The following is a 22031-nucleotide window of genomic DNA, read 5'->3' as shown; positions in this document are numbered from 1 at the left end:
AATGAATTTCAGTTTATGAAAAAACATGTCATCACTTCGTTGCTAAAAATACAAGAAGAAGACCTTGAAGCGATGCTCTATGATAGTGCCACTAATGCGGCAATTATCAGGCAAATTTTAGATATTATTTGTGAAGATACGATTAGTACCTTAACGTGGGTACGGCGTTTTGAAGCAAATCAATATGCGATGATTACAAGCTTTACTAAAGCACTGATTAAGCCCTATCTTGAGCTTGGCTTATGGCGTTATGATCCTTCAATTATCCCTAAGCAAACCAATGTGTTTAAAGTATTTACCTATGATGAATTAATCTGTGATCAGATGAAACATAAGCTGATCACTCAAGATGCGCATAATATGGTGCTATATATTGTGAGGTGCTATCACCATTATACGGATCATTTTTCATTTGATATCAATGCGGATTATTTTAATCAGCTAACATTTGAGGATAAAACTAAGCTTTATCAGTGTTTGACAGACTGTATTGATCTATTAATGAGTGTGGTGCGATTTCATACCTTAATTGAGATTAAGGACTTTAGTGATGGTATGGTGATGCCTGATATCGTGCGTTTGCCTAAGAATTTACAGCAGCGCTTGAAATTGACAGATCTAAATGTCGAGTATTTACGCTTTATTGCAACCGGTGCCACGGCGAAAGAGATTGCGATGCATGCAGGGCGTTCCTATCGCTCAGTGCAGGGCAGTATTGCCAGTTTGTGTGAGAAACTGAATTGTCAGAGTAAGAATCAACTAATTAATTTGGCGCGGATTATTACCAGCTATATAGAGTAATGACTAATGCGTGCGCCTAATAATATATTCAGCCAGTTGGGCTAATGATGTTGTGTCATGCCCTTTGATTTGTTGCAGATGCGCCATGGATTGAGTAAATAACTCATCCAATAATTGTTGCGTTTTTTCAATACCTAACAAGGAAGGGTAGGTTGACTTATTGAGTTTAAGATCACTCATATTGTTTTTGCCTAAAGTCGCCGTGTCAGAAGTTACTTCAAGCAAATCGTCTTTGACTTGAAAGGCTAACCCAATACATTGATTAAATGCAATAAGGTGTTTTTCAACGGTTTGATCCGTGTAATAAGGTGAAGCAATAAAAGGCAATACAACGGCAGCGGTTAAAAGCTTACCTGTTTTTAAGCGATGTATTGTCTCAATGCTCTGGATATCCTGAGTTTGACCCTCAGCATCAATATCTAATTGCTGACCATCAACCATACCTTGGCTGCCTGCGTGTGTTGCCAACAGATAAAGCGCTTTTTGCAGTTGTTTAATATTAATAGCTTTTAATTCACTCAAAGCCTGAAATGCAAGTGTCTGCAATGCATCACCTGCTAAAATGGCAGTGGCCTCATCAAATTGAATATGGCATGTCGGTTTGCCACGACGCAAATCATCATCATCCATTGCTGGAAGGTCATCATGAATCAGTGAATAAGCGTGAATTGCCTCTAGTGCCAAAGCAATATGTTTGATGTTGTGCGGATCACAGTTAAAACAGGCACCACTTAAGAAGCTTAAGATGGCACGAATACGCTTGCCACCATTAAGAAAGCTATATGCCATCGCTTCTTTCAAACGTGGGCTTTGAATGGATTGCGCTAAGAAATAGTCCTTGGCAAAGTCTTCAAAATCATCCTTTATTTGTGTGAATTTGCTTAGCATAAAAATCCTTTAATGATTGAGAGTTGTTTGTCAAGTGCGCCTTTGTTTTGTTGAAAAACCGCTAATGCCGCATTGCCTTGGGATGCTGCTAATTGCGGGTTATTAAAAAGTGTCTGTAATTGCTTGGCTAATTCATCACTATTATTGACTAAAGTTAAAGCGTGCTGATTTTGTAATTTTTCAGCAACTAAAGCGAAATTAAATACCGATGGGCCTGATAAAACAGGCTTAGCAAGTGCTGCAGGCTCAAGCATATTATGCCCACCGTTATTGACAAAACTGCCACCAACAAAAGCAATATCACTTGCGGCATATAACAGCATCATCTCACCCATGGTGTCTCCTAGATAGACATCATCGTTATGATGGTATTGATCTAGACTTCTACGGCTGTAGTTAAACTTGTGTGCTTTAATTAATTCAGCGACTTGATTAAAGCGCTCAGGATGCCTTGGCACTAAAATCAACAATACATTAGGCATTGTTTGTAATAATTTGCGATGCGTTTCAAGAATAATCTCATCTTCACCTTGATGCGTACTTGCAGCAATCCAGATATGCTGTTTTGCAAAACGTTGACGTAAATTTTGGGCATTTTCAATAAGATCATCCGCAATTGGAAAGTCATATTTGATATTGCCATCAACACTTATTTTATCTTTGGGCATACCAAGTGCTATAAAACGCATTGCATCATCATCAGATTGCGCGCTGATATGACTGATTTGTTTAAGCATGTGACGCATAATAAAGCCAATCTTGGCGTAACCTGCGGCTGATTTTTGTGATAAACGTGCATTGATTAAAATGCTTGGAATATGGTGTTTTTCGCATTGTGCAAGTAAGTTTGGCCAAATCTCTGTTTCCATGATAATACAGAGCTTAGGGTTAGTGCGTTTAATAAAGCGCTTTAACAAGCAGGGGATATCATAGGGGATATAACTGTGTTTGATGTTGTCAAAGTCTTTATAAAGTTTTTGCACCTGCGTACTTCCTGTTGGCGTCATCGTTGTGACCACAAAGGTTTTATGTGGATAATTTAGAGCAAGTTTTTTTACCAAAGGCGCGATAGCAATACTCTCACCCATGGAAACTGAGTGAACCCAAATGCTTTCATCTGTCTTAAAGGGAGTAAAACCAAAGCGCTCACGTACTCTTTGACGATAGCCTTTATTTTTGCGACTACGAATTAATTTCTTAATACTGATAAAGGGTAAACCTAAACAAAATAATAGGCTGTAAGTTAGGCGAATGAGTGTGTAGATCATATTTTATTATTTATTTTATTTATTATGTTTTTCAAGCCATTGTAAGTAATCCGTAACACCCGTTTTGACATCTCTGAAATTAACATCGCAACCTGCTTCACGCAATTTGTCTAAGTTGGCCTCAGTATAGCTTTGATAGTGTCCCTTAAGATGCTCTGGAAACTCGATATATTCGATATGACCTTCTTTGTAAAAATCAATGACAGCATGGGCGATGTTGTTAAAAGGTTCCGCTTTGCCCGTGCCACAGTTAAAGATCCCAGAGACGTGTGGGTGATCCAAAAACCATAGATTAACCTTGGCAGCATCTTCGACATAAACGAAATCACGCATTTGCTGACCTGCTGCAAAACCATCATAGGCATCAAATAGTTTAACTTTTTTATGTGCTTTAAACTGATTGTAATGGTGATATGCAACACTTGCCATTGAGCCTTTGTGTGTCTCGTGTGGTCCATAGACATTGAAGTACTTTAAACCAACGATTTGGCTTTGCGCATGTGGCAAAAACTTGCGAACGTATTGATCAAATAAGAATTTAGAGTAACCATAAACATTCACCGGTTTTTCATATTGACGCTCTTCAATAAAGGTTGTGTTATTGCCATATGTAGCAGCACTAGAGGCATAAATAAATGGAATCTTGTGGCGCATCGCAAAATGCAAAAGGATCTTGCTGTATTCGTAGTTGTTCTCCATCACATATTGACCATCCCACTCCGTTGTCGCCGAGCAAGCTCCTTGATGGATGATGGCAGTAATATCGTTAGGATTAATCTTTAAGCCCGTATTTGGTGTGTAGTAAGCCAAGTCAGACTCAATCGCTTGTAAAAAAGGTGTTTGGTCACAATAATCTGCAATCTCATAATCAACTAAATTAACAAATTTATGCCCGTCTTTTAGGTTGTCAACAACGAGAATATCTTCATGTCCGCGTAGGTTAAGCTGCTTAATAATATTTGCGCCAATGAATCCGGCGCCACCTGTAACAATAATCATTGATTTGCTCCATGTGTTAAAACGACGGCAATTCTAACAAAAAAAACGCAAGTTGGCTGTAATTTCTGTGATTAACTTTTATGGGCGCCAGATGCTGACTTGTAGTTATTCTCTTTAGCGCTACAATGAGGATATGTATAGATAAGAAAGCACATGGATATGACTGACATCTCACTTGATTTATTAAATCGTCGTAAACTCTTTACTGAGAATATTTACCCTTATCAGGAAAAAATGCCAAGAAAGGTTTACGAGCAGCAGAAAACGCAATTACAGATTGAGCTTTTGAAGATGCAGCAGTGGGTAAGATCAACAGGTCAGAAGGTGCTGATTATCTTTGAAGGACGTGATGCAGCAGGCAAAGGGGGGACGATTAAGCGGATGATGGAGCATCTTAACCCGCGGGGTGCGCGCGTTGTGGCATTAGAGAAGCCATCTGAGCGTGAGCAGGGTCAGTGGTATTTCCAGCGCTATATTCGTCACTTGCCAACCTCCGGTGAGATCGTTCTTTTTGATAGATCGTGGTATAACCGCGCAGGTGTTGAAAAAGTGATGGGATTTTGTACACCTGAGCAATATCAACTGTTTTTAACGCAAGCACCAGATCTTGAAAAAATGTTGGTGCAAAGTGGTATTAAGCTGTTTAAGTTTTGGTTTTCAGTCAGTCAAAAAGAGCAAAAAAGACGCTTCCAATCGCGTGCTGTGCATCCATTGAAACAGTGGAAATTAAGTCCGATTGATAAGGCTAGTATGGATAAATGGGATGATTACACAGAAGCCAAAGAAAGTATGTTTTTGCATACCGATACTGAGCTTGCTCCTTGGACGGTGATTAAATCAGATGATAAAAAGCGTGCACGTATCAATGCGATGCGCTTTGTGCTATCACGATTGGATTATAAAAACAAAGATATGAATATTGCGATTAAACCTGATCCACTGATTGTTGGCTTAGCAAGTGAGATTTACCCAGAGTAACCTAAGTTTACGTTTAACAGATGCAATACAGCTTAAACAAACAACTCACCATCCTTAATAGTTGCTTTACGATAATTCAATGTTGCATCATAGATAATTTGATTATAATGCTCGCAATCCCATAGAACTAAATCAGCACATTTACCGATTTCAATGCTGCCTTTTTGATCTTGGATACCAAGTGCGTAAGCGGCATTGATTGTTGTTGCTTGAAAGGCCTGATATGGTGTCATGCGAAATAGGGTACATGCCATATTCATCATCAATGGTAATGACAAAAAGGGTGAAGAGCCAGGATTGGCATCAGTCGCAATAGCAATTTTGACGTGATTATTTAAAAGCTCAGCAACTGGGGGTAATTTGGTTTCACGTAAGAAATAATAAGCCCCAGGCAATAAAACAGCAACCGTGTTTGCCGCATGCAGTTTAGCAATATCTTCAATCGCGAGATATTCTAAATGGTCGGCTGATAAGGCGTTAAATTTAGCAGCAAGAGCGGCACCTTTTTGGTCAGATAACTGCTCGGCATGAAGCTTTAGCTGAAACCCAAGTGCTTTGGCGTGAGTAAATAGGCGTTTTATTTGCGCGTGTGAAAAACCAATATTCTCACAAAATCCATCAACAACGTGTGCCAGATTTTCTTTTTTAAGCACTGGCAGCATGTCAGTAATAATAAAATCAATATATTGATCTTTGTCATCAAACTCAGGTGGCAAAGCATGGGCACCTAAAAAGGTCGGGATAATATCGATGCCTTTTGATGCATTAAGCTGTTGCGCAACTTTAAGCATCTTCATTTCAGTATCGATATCTAAGCCGTAACCTGACTTAATCTCACAAGTGGTTGTGCCATATTGCATCATTTGCTTAAGGCGTCTGTGAGCACTGTGATATAACGCATCTAAATAGGCGTTACGTGTTGCTGTAACGGTTGAGCGAATGCCACCGCCTTTGTTGGCAATTTCCTCATACGAGGCACCATTTAAGCGCATTTCAAACTCATCCGCACGATTGCCACCATAGATAAGATGTGTGTGGCAATCAATGAGTCCTGGAGTTACTAATTGACCATTGTGATCAATAACTTCGCGCGCCTTAGGCAGTGCTGAACCTTTGACTAAGATATCAATAATCTTGCCTTGATTAATGACTAAGGCGGCATTATCCAAAATACGCTCGTCTTGATCAAAGGTCACAAGGCGCGCATTTTGGATGATCAAATCGTACATGTTACTCACCTTTAATATTTAAAAAAGCTGTGTGTGAACATCGCTATAGAAAGCATGTTGCTTGATGACATCTGTGGCATTTTCGATATCACGTGCAAAGTAGCGATCTTCATCGTAATAAGGGACTTTAGCACGAATCTGGCGATATTTGCTGTCTAATAGACTCGATGTTTTAAGTGGCGCTCTCAAGGAGACCCCTTGACAAGCAGCAAGCACTTCAATACTTAAGATAGATAATACATTTTGAGCAATCGTATTTAATTTGCGTGCGGCAAAAGTTGCCATACTAACATGATCTTCTTGATTGGCAGAAGTTGGCAGGCTATCAACAGATGCCGGATGTGCCAGTGTTTTATTCTCACTGGCTAGTGATGATGCAGTGACATGCGCCAACATAAAGCCTGAATTAAGTCCGGCATTTTCAATTAAAAAGGCAGGTAATCCGCTTAAATGCTTATCGATCAAAAGGGCAATGCGACGTTCAGAAATCGCACCAATTTCAGCGCAAGCAATACTCAGCATATCGGCACTCATGGCGACCATTTCAGCGTGGAAGTTACCACCTGAGATAATTTCTTTGGTTTCGGGCAGAATCAATGGATTATCAGATACGCCATTAGCTTCATTTAATAAATTGCGTTTAGTATCATTGATCACTTGCCATGCCGCACCCATCACCTGTGGTTGGCAGCGTAGGGAGTAAGGGTCTTGCACTTTGCCACAGTGATCATGTGAGTGCATAATCTCACTATTTTCCAATAAATTGCGCATGACTTTTGAGAAAATAATTTGCCCCTCAACGCGCTTGATCTGGGAGATAACAGGATCAAAGGGTTTCATGCTACCAAAGGTTGCCTCAATACTTAAAGCGCCAGCAATAGTGGCAATACTGAAATTACGCTCAACTTTAATCAACCCCATCAAAGCAATCGCTGTTGATGCTTGCGTGCCATTAAGTAAAGCCAAGCCTTCTTTTTCCTGAAGTTCAATCGTATTTAATCCCGCTTGTTTTAAGGCATCTTGTGCACTGATACGTTGCCCTTGATAATTAACATCTCCTTCACCAATAAGTGGCATACTCATATGTGCTAAAGGTGCTAAATCACCAGATGCTCCAACTGAGCCTTGCTCAGGGATCACCGGATAAATGCCATGATTATAAAAGGCGATTAACGCATCTAAGGTTTGTTGTGTGACACCTGAGTAGCCTTGTGCAAGACTGTTGATTTTAAGGAGCATGATGAGCTTAACCGTATCATTATCCAGTGGTTTGCCAACGCCAGTAGCGTGAGATAAGACGATACGGCGTTGTAGCTCTTTAAGATCAGTTGTTGGAATTTTTTTATTGGCTAATAAACCAAAACCAGTATTAATGCCATAGACTGTTTTGCCAGCACTTAACACTTCTTCAACAATGTTGCGAGATGTTGCTACTTTAGCATAAGCACGATCATCTAAATGAATAGGGCAGGCGCTCGTAATTAGTAACTCAATATCCTGAAGGCTAAGCTCACCAGGAATTAAGCAAAAGCTTTGTGAGTTTAATGTTTTGTTATTCGTTGTATTTGTGTGGTTCATCACTTCACTCATATTAATGCCTCTTTTTTACTTGAGGTGCAATGATCATTTTTTGAGTTGGCGTTAACCATGGGTAAGTTTAGCCCTTTCTCTTTGGCGCAATTAATGGCGATATCATAACCGGCATCCGCATGACGCATGACACCCGTGCCTGGATCATTGGTTAAGACGCGCTGTAAACGCTTGGCTGCAGCTTCAGTGCCATCGGCAACAATAACAACACCCGAGTGTTGCGAGAAGCCCATGCCGACACCTCCACCGTGATGGAGACTTACCCAAGTAGCACCTCCTGCGGTATTAAGAAGGGCATTTAATAACGGCCAGTCAGATACCGCATCTGAGCCGTCTTTCATGCTTTCTGTTTCGCGATTAGGGCTTGCGACAGAGCCTGAATCTAAGTGATCACGACCAATGACGATAGGGCCTTTGAGCTCACCATTTTTGACCATTTCATTAAATGCTAAGCCAAGGCGAGCACGATCGCCTAGACCAACCCAACAAATACGTGCTGGCAACCCTTGGAAAGCAATACGCTCTTTTGCCATATCAAGCCAGTTATGCAGGTGCTTATCATGCGGCATAAGCTCTTTGACTTTTTGATCAGTTTTGTAAATATCTTCAGGATCACCCGATAGAGCAACCCATCTAAACGGTCCAATGCCTTGGCAAAACAGTGGACGGATAAATGCCGGCACAAAACCTGGGAAATCAAACGCATTTTGCAAGCCCTCATCAAAGGCGACTTGACGAATGTTATTACCATAGTCAAAAGTTGGAATGCCTTGCTTGGCAAATTCAAGCATGGCTGCTACATGCGCTTTCATTGACTTTTTAGCCTCAGCAACGACAAGATCAGGATTGCTTTGACGCTCTTTTTTAGCCTTTTCTAAGCTCCAACCGATTGGCAAATAGCCATTTAATGGATCATGGGCACTGGTTTGATCGGTAACTGCATCAGGTTTAATCCCACGCTTGACCATTTCAGGTAAAATCTCAGCAGCATTTCCTAAAAGTCCGACAGAAATCGCGCGCTTTTCAGCGCAAGCTTTATTGATAATAGTCATTGCTTCATCAAGGGTTTTGGCTTTGTAGTCGACGTATTTTGTACGCAATCTAAAATCAATGCGGCTTTCATCGCACTCAATGGCTAACACACAAGCACCAGCTAAAACACCCGCAAGGGTTTGCGCACCGCCCATGCCACCAAGACCCGCTGTGAGAATCCACTTGCCAGATAAGTCATCGTTATAATACTGGCGTCCCATTTCAACAAAAGTTTCATAGGTGCCTTGGACAATGCCTTGTGAACCGATATAAATCCAAGAGCCGGCAGTCATTTGCCCGTACATCATCAAGCCTTTTTTATCAAGTTCATTGAAGTGCTGCCAATCTGCCCAGTGTGGCACAAGGTTTGAATTAGCAATCAGCACACGTGGTGCATCAGCGTGTGTTTTGAAAACGCCGACTGGTTTACCGGATTGAACAAGGAGTGTTTCATCATCTTCAAGCTTCTCTAAGCATTCAACGATTTTATCAAAACATTCCCAATTGCGTGCCGCTTTACCGATACCGCCATAAACAACAAGATCTTGTGGATGCTCGGCAATATCAGGATCCAAGTTGTTCATCAACATGCGAAGAGGGGCTTCAGTAAGCCATGATTTAGCGCTAAGTTTGGTGCCTGTTGCGGCTTTGATTGTGCGTGACATAGTATAAATTCCTCCTATAAGGTTTAAGTTTAAGCTTGTAGAAAATTCGCAAGAAGTGCTGCTGCAAGCTTAGCAGTTCTGTTGTCGATATCTTTTTTTGGATTAAGCTCAACGATATCTAAAGCAATCACTTGTTTAGATTGCTTGAGCTTACGCAAAGCATTTATAACAAAAGGGCTATCAATACCTAATGCTTGTGGTGCACTTACCCCTGGGGCAAGCGCTGCTTGAAAAACATCAAGACATAGCGTGATATAGATTTGCTTATTTGGTGCTGTAATTTTGTCAATAAATGACAAATCTAGTGAGTTGTTGTTGATGTGCTCAGCAAGTAAATATTGGGTATTGGTCGCATGAGCGTAATCAAATAAACGGTTGGTATTGGCAAATGGCTGTACACCCAAGCAATAATAATTAAAGTCTAGTTGTTGATCTTGCAAATAACGTGATGCTTGATAGAAAGGGGTGCCTGAGCTGCCAAGGTTACCTGTTAAAGTTTCTCGCAAATCAAAGTGTGCGTCAAAATTGACAATTGCTGGGTTAAGCTTTTTTTTATAAAGACCTTGTAAGTGCCCCCAAGCCGTTTCATGCCCGCCTCCGATGACAATTGGTGTGGCGTTGAGTTGTATGACTTTAGCGACATATTCTGCTAATAACTCCTGTGCTGATTCAAGATCGTCGCTATCGCAATAGACATTACCCGCATCATACAGCATGGTATTACTCGCTAGATGCGCTGCTAAGTTAAAAAATGCGCGCCTGAAGTATTCAGGACCTTCTTTGGCACCAATAACCCCTTGATTGCGCTTAACACCTTCATCACAGCAAAAACCAATTAGGATAAAATGTTGTTTGTCACTTTCGAATGTGTCGATAGGTTGATTGAGATCAATACTTTTAATCAGTTGATGGAAATACTCATTGTTAACATCAGTCATTCGAGAAGCATAGGCTGATGCACTATCAGCAGGCAGGTATTTCATAAGATTAAAAGTGTACTTAATTACAGGATGTGTAATATCTTTACCAATAAAGTGCTTGATCGCAACCTTGATCTGCTAAATTCTTTAAAATACTATGCACTCCTAATCTTCATAGGTCATAATAATTTGGGCAATGGTTTCAAGCTCATCCTTGTTAATAAGTTGAAGCTTTTCAATTAATTCAAGAATAATATTTTGAATATAGCGATAAGAGCGTCCTGATTGGCGTGCAATATCCTTGGCTGAACCGCCTGCAGCAATGGTTTTAAGATGCATGAGCTCACCTTCGGTAAGATTATAAAGTGCTTGGATTAAAGCAAGTCTTGGTTGTTCAAGTTGCGGTGTATTCTGTGCTTTTAAGCGGTTGATATCCTCTGCAGAAGGCGTTAATAATTGTTGGATATGAATGCGTTTATAGATAAGATTCATTGTCGAGCGTAAACGTTGGAAATATTGCGCCTTTTTCTTGAAGCTACATAAGTTAAAGGATGCTTTGGTGGTATTAAAAAGTAAGACATCTTTATAATCAGCATAAAGTCTTTCGGTGACGAGAGTTAAGTATTCATCAAAGTTTTGTTTGGCATGCTGTTGCTGTGGAAACTCACTATAATCAATAATGCGATAGGCTTCTTGATTAAGTGTGCCATAAAGGGCATCAAGCTGCCAAAACCCTAGTCTAAAATAAGCTTTAAGCTCATCAGGTGCGGTGCTGCCAACATAATTAAAGTCATAGGATTTAGTCACGCGGAAAAAATCAAAGCCAATAATGCCATCTTGTGAAATAAGTGTCAGAATCTCTTTAATTGCGTATTCATTGTATTGGCAATCGCGATAGATGGCGGTCATGTCTTTTTCTGATAAATGACTAAATGAATTAAGATAGTAGGTGTTTTTATCGTTTTCATGATTGTTACCATCATTGGCGTTTTCACTAACTCTATCATCTTTTGTATGTTTATTATCCATTTTGCTGCATCCGTTAACACCTGACTGTATCAAGTCTAGATGAGAAATATGAGGACACAAGTATAAAATACAGGGTGTATTTTATACACTAATAAGTCCTATTTAAAAAAAGTATAACTATGCTCCCTGGCACAAACAGTGACCAGTTTTGTATTTGTGATGTTAAATATCAGAATGATTCAAAGAGGAGCATATGAAAAACAATATTATTTCTAATTTATCTAACCCATTTAATAAATTTGGTTTACCCATTAAATTAAGTTGCATTGCCGTTGCCGTCGTGCTTTCTGGTTGCGGTGGCGGAGGTGGTAGCAGCTCAAGCTCAAATGACACGCCAGTAACTGCGGTACTTGCAGCGAGTAATAGCAATAATTACTTATGTCAAGCAGCAGAAAACGGTGATTCCAGTTGTAGTGATAGCGTGACGATTGCTAATAATGCAGGCAATACAATAACCGGTGTTGGTACGGCAATAAATAGCAGTGCAATAATACAGCAGGCATATTTTGATGCGCTGCCAGAAGGGTGTAGTGCCATCTTTAATACGGATACAACAAATAGTTGTCTACAAAGTGACGGATCATACAAAGCACTTGCAACAGGTGAGCAATGTCAACTTGCCTTTAGCGTATCATGTCACTCTCCTGTGCATTTAGATACACATCTTATGATTAAGTATCAGCATAGTAATACTGACTTTTCTCTTAGTGCACCTGTGAGCCAAACCTTTTTGGCAAGTGATAACTTTACGTATTCGGTTGAACAAACACCTTTAGAGATTATGTTAGGCGCTGATAGTAGCATTGTATTGACCAATAAATCAGACCAGACTTTGCGTCATCTAAAGCTTGTATTACCTGCTGCTTTATCTGGTGTAAGCACGGATACACATTTGCTTATTGACGCATTAGCCCCAGGTCAAAGTGCGACACTAACATTTCACTTACCCGATGATGTGACTAAAGAGACAATTACCAATGCATTGAATGAGTTTTATGTTGTTGCGGATAACTTGAAAAGAACCATGATTCAAAATATTGATATCAATAGCGGTTTAGAAATTGAATCGGCGCCAACAGCTGAGCTTAATAGCACACAAACACTCTATCCGATAACCTTAAAGAATAATACCAATCAAAACTACAATCATGTCAGTATTGCCTTATTGGATAGCCAAGGTCATGTTATTCAACAAGGGATAAGCCTTGATCAAAGCCAGCTAAGTGTTTTAGCTAACTCAACCAAAACACTTTATATCAAGCTTGATAGCGATGTTGCCGAGCGCGTTGTTAAAGTTCGTATCGACTATCAAACACACTCTGGTAACCAAACAAAAGCGTTAGATTATCAATTAGATATTGATGCGTTAATCAAAGCACAAGCATTGAGTGTCAATAGTCATGTACTACCGTATGTTGATCATTTGGTTAAAACGTTAACGATTACCAATAATGGCGAGTTTGATTGGTATCCTTCGACAAATGCAAGTGATTATGAGGTGAGCGGTGAAGGTATTTCGGTAAGCGTATCTTCAACAGGGCAAAGTTGCTTAAGTGGCGAAGTGGTTAAGCCTGGTGGCTCTTGCACGTTAAATGTAAGTTACACAGAAGATATTGCTCAAAATGTGCCAGATAGTGCTGCTATTAACATTCCATTGGGTGCCAATGCCGCACAAGATGGCGTCAAAACAGTGAGTTTAAGCTTGATTGATCAAAAGGTATCATTGTCACCTCAGTATCAACTGATTCCTTACGTGCTTAATACAACGGATGGTCAGGCAATATATCGCTTATTATTATCCAATGATGATCAGGATACGATGACAAATATTAAAGTGCATTTGCCTCAAGGCTACAAAAGCGTTAATGATTCCTTAGCCGGTGCCAATGCCTGTCAAGATGGCATGAGCTTGGTAAGTGGCGCAAGCTGTGTATTAAGCGTCGGTCTTGTTAGTCCGGCAGATCTTGGTGCGCTTGCCCAAGGGAAAATCAGCATTGATGCCGATATTAATACACAAGCACATCAAAATATTGCGCAACTTGATCTAGCAGCGCTTAATGTGATTGCGGCAGCAAGCAATAATGCCAGTGCGGTATTGCCGAGTGTGAGCTTAAGTGAAGTCACACCAAGTAGCATGAATAATGAGCGTATACAAATTGCATTGAAGAATAATAGCGATCAAGATATCGTGAATTTAACATTACATTTACCGCAAGATTTAGGTGATTTATTAACGAGTGAAAGCCAATCAAGCTTAATAATTCCAGTATTAAAGCAGGGTCAGTCTTATATCTTTACACTGAGCTTTAACTCAAGCGTTGCTGCTGAGGGATATCTTGACGCGCATTATGATTCATTATTAACGAATCAAACAACACATGACTTAAGCTTAACCGCAGCAAATATGTTGACATTTTACCCAAGCTTTGCGGTGACTAAATATACGCTAGAGGCAGATAATCAAACATTAACAGCGACTGAGAATCAATCGATCAGTTTGCATAACCCAACAACAAACCCAATGGTTGTTACTACCTTGACTTTTGGGCATGGCATAACGGGAGTAACACTTGATCCAGAGCTTCACTTGCCATTAACAATTAATGCCAATAGTACGGTGCATATCCCGCTTGAAGTCAGTAGCTCAGCAGAAGGCAGTGCGACGTATCAGGTTGATTATAGTCTGAACAATCAAAATAAATCACTGCAAAAACAAATCAGTGTTGATAATCAGATAACAAGTAATGATATTAATATCGCTCCTAACTTCTTAAGCCAGATGCAAAAACCATTAGTAGAAGGTAGCACATTACAAAAAACACTAACGATTACCAATAATGGTCAATTTGATTGGCATGCCAGTGATGATAGTGCTGACTATAAAATCATTGATTTAGCAAATAATGAGCTTGCCCAAGGGGTAACCCTTGCTCCCGCGCAATCTAGCTGCTTAAGTGCAGGTAGTATTGCGCCTGGGCAAAGTTGTACATTAGTACTTGATCTAAGTCATACGGCGCCTGATCAGATCGCCCTTGAGATTGCGGCTAAAAACAATTTAGCAGATGCAAAGAACGTGATTTACACAACAACGACAAATGCGTATTTATTTGATCCCGTTGATGCAGGATTTGTACCAAGCAAGGTTAAATCCTCGATAGTAGGGTCAGATGAAAATCCGGTGTACGTCAGCTATCAACTCATAAATTATGCAACGCATGCTATCACATTAGATAGTATCCCAAGCTTTAGCTTAGAAGGGCTCTCCACGATTAATCTTGCAAGTGAAGCCGAAATAAGTAGTTGCGTTGATGGCATGACATTACAATCCGGTGAGCATTGCACTATTCGACAAAAGCTTATGTTTAATAGTGAAGCAGCATTAACTGAAGCCGTTAATGGCTTTATCAATGTCCATGCGACAGTCGATGGGCAAAACATACAGTTTATGCATCAAGTACTGACCGTGGGAGGTGATGATAATGCTGATTATATATCGCCGCAATTAAGTGATTTAACCCTAACCGCAGGTAAGATAAATACCCTCGAAATCACCAACCCGTCACAATATGAAAGCTTAAGTGGTGTAAGACTTCATATCCCTCAAGTCTTAACAGGAGATAGTGATAGTTTAGTGATTAACAGCTTAGCACCATCACAGTCTTATCAGTTTAGTTTTACACCTGCGATGGATCAAAGTGTGTCTGATTGGTTAAATGCCAACAAAGATAGCTTACTTGATAATACACAAAGTTGCTTGATTTATGCCACAGCATCTAATGGTAATAAAGTTTGTCCATCAGTTGATGTCAAAGCACCATTTGATTTAGCTGATTTAAGTATTAATGTGGAGTCACCTGGGGATCATTTCTATCAATTTGAATATAGCGGAAGCTCACAAACACAGCTTGAAAATATTGCTTTGATTGCAGGAGATAGTGTTGGTTTGAGTCTTGTAAATGATGATACGACTTACCCATTGACATTACATTATGGCGATCTAAAGAGTGTTAGCTTAAGCGCAGACCCTGATAGTTATGTCGCTAATAATGGTGTTAAACCAAAGCTTGAGATCACCTTAAGTGGTGGTGTTAAATATGATGTGCCGATAAACCTTACACAAAACAAGGCGCAATTAACACATGGTAATTTATACATGCTTAGCCCACATCAAGGTGCAACAAGCACTGTTAATATGAGGATTGAGAATACAGGCGCATTTAACTGGCAAATTCCAACTGCAACAAGCTTAGCAAATGATATACATTTTTATAATCAAGCAGGGCAGCTAGTTAGCGCAAACTTTGCGGTGGTGGGTGCCACGACAAATTCTTGTACTGCATTAACCTCATTGGCAGCTGGTGATAGTTGCAATTTAACGATTGAGGCGCACAGTAATGTTGTCGCAGGTGATTATACTATGCAAGTTTTTCCGGATCTTCATTTGACGATTGATGGTGGTAAGCTCAATTTGCACGTTGTTGATGAGTTAGGCTTTGAAAGTCATGTTGATGGTGGCGAAGTTGGTTTAAACACGCAAGCAATTACCTTATCCAACTACACATCGCTAGCTAAAGAAATAGATATTGACATGCCACAAAACCAAAATGCTTATCAAGTGTTAACGACAGGTAGTAATTCGCCATGGTGTACAGAGGTTAGTTGTCCTGAGTCGTGCGATATCGATAATGGTAAGGTGCTCATGCCAGCGGCAACAATTGATGGAGAGAATATTACACCAAGTCAATGTAAAGTCTACGTGCATAAAACAAATGATCCAGCACTTGCCATTGATCATATATCAATTGGCTTGCCAGGACAGATGAAAAGCTATGAATTAAGACCATTACAAAATCTCTATCTCATGAAAGACAATAAGTTATATCATAATATTTTAGACAAAGCAGATGGCTTTTTATTTGATGTTAATAATTGGCAAGAGATAGGGCAAACCTCAACAGAAGGCTCTAGTATTGCTGATTTAGCAACAGATGATCATGGCAATGTTTATGCTGATGGGCGTTATACGACACTTTATCAACTAACTAATCAAGGAATGCAGTTGGTTGCTAACTCAACAAAGGATGTCACCATTACATCACTTGAGTTTAATAAAGGATATTTATATGCTACGGTGTCTCAAGATCAAGAGATCTATCGTATTCCTGTTGATGAAATTGGCGTCCCAGGTGCGCCAAGCTCACCAACGTGGCAGAAGTATTATGATGCACCATCTGGGTATTATTATTTGGGTGAATTAAATGCGCTACCATTTACACTTAAAAATGATAATCCTGATACACCCACTTTGTTAATGATCTCCGAGTATAAAAATAATGGTAATGTTGCATTATACAGTAACAACCAGTGGAACAACTTGGAGTCTATCCCTGACAATAACCCACCGGCGGGCTCAGGTCAATATGGACAGATTTTTACCTTGGCGGTTAATCCAAGAATACAATTAACGCCAGTGCCGCACTATGACATTCTGTTTGGTACACACCCGACGGGTACGTCACTAAAGGGCGGTGATTCAACAATGAAAAGAGTATACAAAGCCGTATTGGGCTGTAAAGAAAATGGTGTTTTATCAGTGATTACAGGTAATGATCAGTGTCAAGCAAGCGACATGGTGTTAATTGATCCGGCAAGTTTGGCAGGCGAGCTTACAGAGGGCTATCAGCTAATAAGCCAATCAGTTAACCCATATTATGGTGTGCTAAATCTGCAAATTGTCTATAATCCTGTGAATCTAGTCGATCAGTATATCTATATGTTAGGCAGGCGTGAGTTTACGCATTCGACTACTGATGGCTCCGTCAATGAACTGTATATGATGGGTTATGATAAAAACTCACCATGGCAGACTGAGAATCCAATCCCAATGTTAGGTTCATCTCCTAAGTTTCAAGATATTACTGTGATCAATGGCATGCAGATCAAAAAACAGTAATCACTAAAGTCAAAAATGATAGGGTGTATTTTATACACTTATCTTCTTAAGGTGTACTTAGTACACTTTGCAGTCTAATAAGATCCATAGCAATCATAGGGTTATGGATCTTAAATTTATCTCTGTCATTTAAAATATAGTCAAAGAGGAATATCTATGCCTTGGATTAAAAAGTCAGTATTTTGTTTAACCAGTATGACGGTATTAGCCATTGCCGGTTGTGGCAGTAGTGGTGGCACTAGCAGTGGTTCGGAACCAATAGCAAGTCCTCTTGCCGTCAGTAGTGATATGCATGAGCAATTAACGTCAGAGACGGCAATAGATCGAAGCTCAGAGGTGGAAGTTCAAGTAAAGGTAGGTATGGATCAAACGCTTGAAATGAATCAAGTCGGTGCTTCTGAATCACCATCAAGATCTGTGCATATCACATCGGTGTCGATATCGCCAACTGTTGCTCAGTATGTCCATCTTGAGTCTGATCATGAAGATTCATGCTGGTCAAATGGCGCTGGTGTAAACCTGCAAGCAGGGCAAAGTTGTAATCTTTACTATAGTGTTGAATCCTTAGCACCAACTGCCATTAATGGTGATGTTAAGATCGCATTAAGTGGCGCCTCGGAAACAGCAATTGACGTGCCTGTCAAAACAGTATTTAAACCTGCCAGTGAGATGACAAATGCTTTGCAGTTGCAATCATCGATCACGATGACACCAGGAGGCGTTATACAATTCGTTATTTATAATCCTAATAACGAAGCAGTCAAAGGGGTGAAGATTGACCTAAGACACACTCCAGATGCGATTTTTGATGCATTGGATTTACAAAATATTATCGATGGGCGTTATAATGAGACGACTAAGATGATTGCGGCTAATACAACAATGTTAGCACCTAAGCAAACGATGATGATAGCGCTTCTTGTTAAGGCTGATGATAACAATACGGTAGGTGCAGTTATTAAATACTTCCATCAAGCGCTTGAGCAAAACAAATACCATGATAAGCCCATTTTTCAGGTGATTGCAGATAATGCGCAAGACTTGATTCCAGTGAGCATTAATGCCTATTCAGTACCTGCAACTCTATCAAGTCTTGATATTAAAACACCAGGGGAATATCAACAGACATTTACCAATCATAGTACTCGGGCAATGATGATTAAAACGATTGATTTGACGTTGCCACAAGGTGTGATATTTGAAAATACACAAAACAGGCAAAACACGCAAAATATGTGCCAAAAAGATACCTTGTTGGCAGCCGGCGGAAGTTGTGTCCTGTCATATCAAGTTGCAGATAATGCCTATCAAGCTCAGGATTTTAATAAGCGCTTTGCCAATATTAATTATTTTTCTGATCAAATAGCTTATAGCACCAAAGATCAAGTCTCTGATCAGGATGTAACAATTGCAGGTGCGGATGTTGGCTTTAAAGAAGCATCGCATTATATCAATATGGATTCGCATAACAGCGTAATGAATATTGCGATTGTCAATCATGGTGCCTTTGCGTGGCAACTGCCTAATAGTTTGGATGCGTTTCAGTTATATCAAAATACGACAAATCAACCACTACAAGGTGACTATCTGAGTGTTGTCGCGCCAGTCAATGGTCAAATATCCTGTACAACGGGCGCGACATTAGCGGCAAATGGTACGTGTTATGTTGGAATTAAGTATACGCAATTAAACTCATCCCCCGATGCTGAAGGTTATCGTTTAGGCTTGGCAAAACAAACCAATATGGCGGCAGCGATTAATAGTAATATCTATTTAACCAAAAGCGGGGTTAATGCTGAAATATCGCAAGATGATGATACGGTTTATCCAAGTGTCAAAGCGATCAAGCTCACTAATACCAATTTTAGTAACGAGTCAATTCTGGTGTCATTAACTAACAACAATCTTAAGCAGTTTTCCATCTACGATGGCACGCAAGCTTGGTGTAATGCAAATACTTGCCCTAAATCATGTTTTAACAGTGATCAGTTATTTACAAAAGGGCAGGTCAACACATTAATGCTTGATGCTTACGCCACGAAAAGTGATAACACTTGTTATATTTATGTCAAAGGGCAGAATATAAATGCAGGAGATAAAGCAACTGGCTTATTACAGATTGACAAGCTTGGCGCCCATGCTGATGAAGATAAAACATTTAACTTTACGGCAAGTGGTGTACTGTATGCAAGTGTCAATAGTCAAACAAACCCTTATGTTTATCAGTATAATCAAGCAGGGTGGCATGTGCTGTTTGCTGGGAAAAACACTGATGAGTATATATTAAATAGCTTTATTTCAGGCGTTGGTATTTCCCCTCAAGGTGTCGTTTTTATCAGTAATGGCTATCAAACATTGAAGCGTCCATTTTTGCCAGATGTTTATCCACCAGTTTTGGGTAAGCGCTTTACTTCAGTGATGTCTGTTAACGGTCAGAATACTTTTTTGGGACTAGATGATGCATTGGGAGATTTAAGTCAAAGCACACATATCAAAATCAATGGTTCTGGGCAAATTATTCTGTCAAGCGTTGGCATGACAGAAGATGCACATGCTTATATAGCGCAAGCTTCTGTCAATGATTTTGATGGCTGGAATAAGTTGGCAACACCTGTTTCATCAACGATTAATGAAGCAATACCAATGACTTTAGATGAAAAAGGTGACTTATATTACATGGCAACTGAACAAGGTCAAACCTATAAATTAACCAATCAAAACAACTCGCCATTAACACAAACGATTGCTAAAGCGCTTGGCACTATTAAAGTCTTTACTATGGGTAAAACAGCAACGGGAGATATTTATCAAAGTATGCAGTGTACTCAAAATGGTCAAGATATGATTTGCGTTGAAGTGCTTAAGAATAATGTGTGGCAACAAATAGCTACCTTTCCAAATGATACGAGCTCTAACATGTCTATCGCATTTGATAACAATAGCAATGTGTACTTTTCTTCACTAAATACTCATGCGGTGTATTATACGAACGAAAACATGGCAAGACAGATTTTAGGTGCTGATTCTAACCCATTCAAACAAGCCAGTATTTATGGAATGAAAATGATTAACGATACGGTTTATGTATTAGCAAGTAATGGATTATATACCTATGATCAGTCACAAGCTAAATGGCAGTTATTAGCTAATTTACCAGCGGCTAATTTAAGTGAAAACCCAGAGATTATGAATAATCTGCGTGCTGCAACGCAATTGGATGTAAGTACTGATAGCCATTGATTCTTGAAGTTATCAACTGCAATCACTAAGATCTATTACGCTTAAAAAGTAAAGCAAAACTTCAACGAATTATCGATTGTTTTCATCGGCGTGCTCAGGCAAAATAAGACGACTTTTGATGCGCGATTTATCACAAGTATTTTTTATTAACCGTTTAGAGTAAAAGACATAAAAAACGTAAAAGAGCTAAAAGAGTAAAAATGGCAGTTAAAATAGAGAAAAAAATCACAGGCTTTAATATTGTCAAACCCGATGATGGGGCAAACAATGTTGCAGTTAAACCAACAAAAAAAGAAAAATCACATCAGCAAATGAGTGAGAATATCAAGCGTCCAGAATCATTGCTTGGAGAAACGTATAAGATTAAGCCGCCTCAGGCAGAGCATGCACTGTATGTGACGATTAATGATATCGTTTTAAATGAAGGCACTGAGCATGAGATGCGTCGCCCATTTGAGATCTTTTTAAGCTCTAAAAATATGGAGCATTTTCAGTGGACGATTGCTTTGACTTTGATTATCTCAGCGGTTTTTCGCAAAGGGGGTGATATTACCTTTTTAGTTGAAGAGCTACGATCTGTATTTGATCCTAATGGCGGTTATTTAAAGCGTGGTGGGAAGTATATTCCTTCATTAGTTTCTGAGATTGGGGATGTCATTGAAAAGCATTTAAAGAAAATTGGCATGTTGCCAGATGATGAGCTAGATGAAGAACAAAAGCAATATATCGCTGCTAAGCGTCAAGAGCTGGATCAACGTCAACAACCAAGTAATGATGCAAGCAATAACTTTCCACCTGAGTCACAACTATGCAGCAAATGCAGCACCAAAGCGATGGTACGCATGGATAATTGCTTAACTTGCTTAAATTGCGGTTATTCTAAGTGCGGATAAATCAATCATGATTTATGCCTTTTTCTATCTTGCCTTTTGCATTTATCTTGGTTTCTTTCTTAAGAACAAATGGGCAGCATTGCTGCTTGCGATCTCTGTGATAAGTTGGTTTGTTGTGCGTTTGCCTGAGATTAATGCTGATCTTAGTTGGCGCTTTACTTTAACGATCATCGCTTATATAACTGAATTTGTGGTGTTACTGTATTTTTTTCCTAAAAAAATCATTCAACTAACTCGCCAGAATGTGCAGAAAAATTTAATTGTGGCAGCAGTTTTATTAGTGGTATTTAGTGTCGTTGTGTTATTTAGTAGCCTTGTGATTCCCTATATGCAGCAAGTGTTAATGCAGCAGGCAAATGCTGATATTAACCACATGTTGTCACAAATTAGTTGGCTTTATCGTTTTGGTAGTTTTGCCGGTTGGCTAAGCTTCTTTAGCTATCTTTATCTTTGGATTGGCTTAAGTCGGTTTATTGTTAAACGTCCTTTCGGTGTTTAATGGGCGCGGGCATATGCAATACGCCCCTATAAATCTTCATCTTTTTA

14 protein-coding genes are annotated in these 22031 nt (G+C 39.6%); 6 read left to right on the top strand and 8 right to left on the bottom strand.

The features are described 5' to 3' along the window. Positions 1-15 precede the first annotated feature (15 nt). Positions 16-801 carry a LuxR C-terminal-related transcriptional regulator gene (locus NYP54_RS01910; protein WP_283156925.1) on the top strand — a complete coding sequence of 262 codons (786 nt, stop codon included), beginning with the start codon at positions 16-18 and terminating at the stop codon, positions 799-801. A 3-nt stretch (positions 802-804) separates the two neighbouring features. Here NYP54_RS01910 and NYP54_RS01905 read toward each other — a convergent pair whose 3' ends face one another. From NYP54_RS01905 to rfaD, 3 genes are read right to left on the bottom strand one after another with little or no spacing between them, the layout of a single operon-like run. Beyond that, the gene (locus tag NYP54_RS01905; protein ID WP_283156924.1) at positions 805-1689 is read right to left on the bottom strand and encodes a farnesyl diphosphate synthase; all 885 of its coding nucleotides are present in this window, start codon (positions 1687-1689) and stop codon (positions 805-807) included. Further along, positions 1683-2957 (bottom strand): lipid IV(A) 3-deoxy-D-manno-octulosonic acid transferase, encoded by a 1275-nt coding sequence (gene waaA, locus NYP54_RS01900; RefSeq protein WP_283156923.1) that lies wholly within the window; start codon positions 2955-2957, stop codon positions 1683-1685. Before waaA ends, NYP54_RS01905 begins: the two co-directional genes overlap by 7 nt. A 15-nt stretch (positions 2958-2972) precedes the next feature. Continuing rightward, positions 2973-3956, bottom strand: coding sequence for an ADP-glyceromanno-heptose 6-epimerase (gene rfaD, locus NYP54_RS01895; protein WP_283156922.1), 984 nt, complete (start codon positions 3954-3956; stop codon positions 2973-2975). Between the two features lie 159 nt (positions 3957-4115). Here rfaD and ppk2 point away from each other — a divergent pair, with 159 nt between their 5' ends. Then, on the top strand, positions 4116-4934 hold the full coding sequence (gene ppk2, locus NYP54_RS01890; RefSeq protein WP_283156921.1) for a polyphosphate kinase 2: 819 nt from the start codon (positions 4116-4118) through the stop codon (positions 4932-4934). 32 nt (positions 4935-4966) lie between these two features. On the opposite strand, the gene hutI is transcribed toward ppk2, so the two are convergent. From hutI to NYP54_RS01865, 5 genes are all read right to left on the bottom strand, one after another. Then, positions 4967-6163 carry an imidazolonepropionase gene (gene hutI, locus NYP54_RS01885; protein ID WP_283156920.1) on the bottom strand — a complete coding sequence of 399 codons (1197 nt, stop codon included), beginning with the start codon at positions 6161-6163 and terminating at the stop codon, positions 4967-4969. Positions 6164-6181: 18 nt separating this feature from the next. Continuing rightward, a complete protein-coding gene (hutH, locus tag NYP54_RS01880; RefSeq protein ID WP_283156919.1) occupies positions 6182-7753 on the bottom strand; it encodes a histidine ammonia-lyase in 1572 nt (523 codons plus the stop codon). After that, positions 7750-9450 carry a urocanate hydratase gene (gene hutU, locus NYP54_RS01875; protein WP_283156918.1) on the bottom strand — a complete coding sequence of 567 codons (1701 nt, stop codon included), beginning with the start codon at positions 9448-9450 and terminating at the stop codon, positions 7750-7752. The genes hutH and hutU overlap by 4 nt, the downstream gene beginning before the upstream one ends. Positions 9451-9479: 29 nt before the next feature. Continuing rightward, a complete protein-coding gene (hutG, locus tag NYP54_RS01870; RefSeq protein WP_283156917.1) occupies positions 9480-10433 on the bottom strand; it encodes a formimidoylglutamase in 954 nt (317 codons plus the stop codon). 102 nt (positions 10434-10535) lie between these two features. Next, a complete protein-coding gene (locus NYP54_RS01865; RefSeq protein WP_283156916.1) occupies positions 10536-11399 on the bottom strand; it encodes a hypothetical protein in 864 nt (287 codons plus the stop codon). 193 nt (positions 11400-11592) lie between these two features. On the opposite strand from NYP54_RS01865, the gene NYP54_RS01860 reads away from it, so the two are divergent. The 4 genes from NYP54_RS01860 to NYP54_RS01845 all read left to right on the top strand — a co-directional run bounded on the left by NYP54_RS01860 (position 11593) and on the right by NYP54_RS01845 (position 21984). Further along, positions 11593-17352: a hypothetical protein gene (locus NYP54_RS01860; RefSeq protein WP_283156915.1), complete on the top strand. Its 5760-nt coding sequence runs from the start codon at positions 11593-11595 to the stop codon at positions 17350-17352. A gap of 156 nt (positions 17353-17508) precedes the next feature. Further along, positions 17509-20592: a hypothetical protein gene (locus NYP54_RS01855; RefSeq protein ID WP_283156914.1), complete on the top strand. Its 3084-nt coding sequence runs from the start codon at positions 17509-17511 to the stop codon at positions 20590-20592. 200 nt (positions 20593-20792) lie between these two features. Further along, entirely contained in the window at positions 20793-21485 is a 693-nt protein-coding gene (locus NYP54_RS01850; protein WP_151193767.1) for an NrdJb, read from the top strand. Positions 21486-21492: 7 nt separating this feature from the next. Continuing rightward, on the top strand, positions 21493-21984 hold the full coding sequence (locus NYP54_RS01845; protein WP_283156913.1) for a hypothetical protein: 492 nt from the start codon (positions 21493-21495) through the stop codon (positions 21982-21984). Positions 21985-22031 lie beyond the last annotated feature (47 nt).

The sequence above is a fragment of the Cysteiniphilum sp. QT6929 genome (assembly GCF_030035755.1).
In the GTDB taxonomy this organism is placed as follows: Bacteria; Pseudomonadota; Gammaproteobacteria; order Francisellales; family Francisellaceae; genus Caedibacter; species Caedibacter litoralis.
The sequence above is the reverse complement of the archived record's forward strand: the minus strand, read 5'-3'. Positions and strand labels throughout refer to the sequence as shown.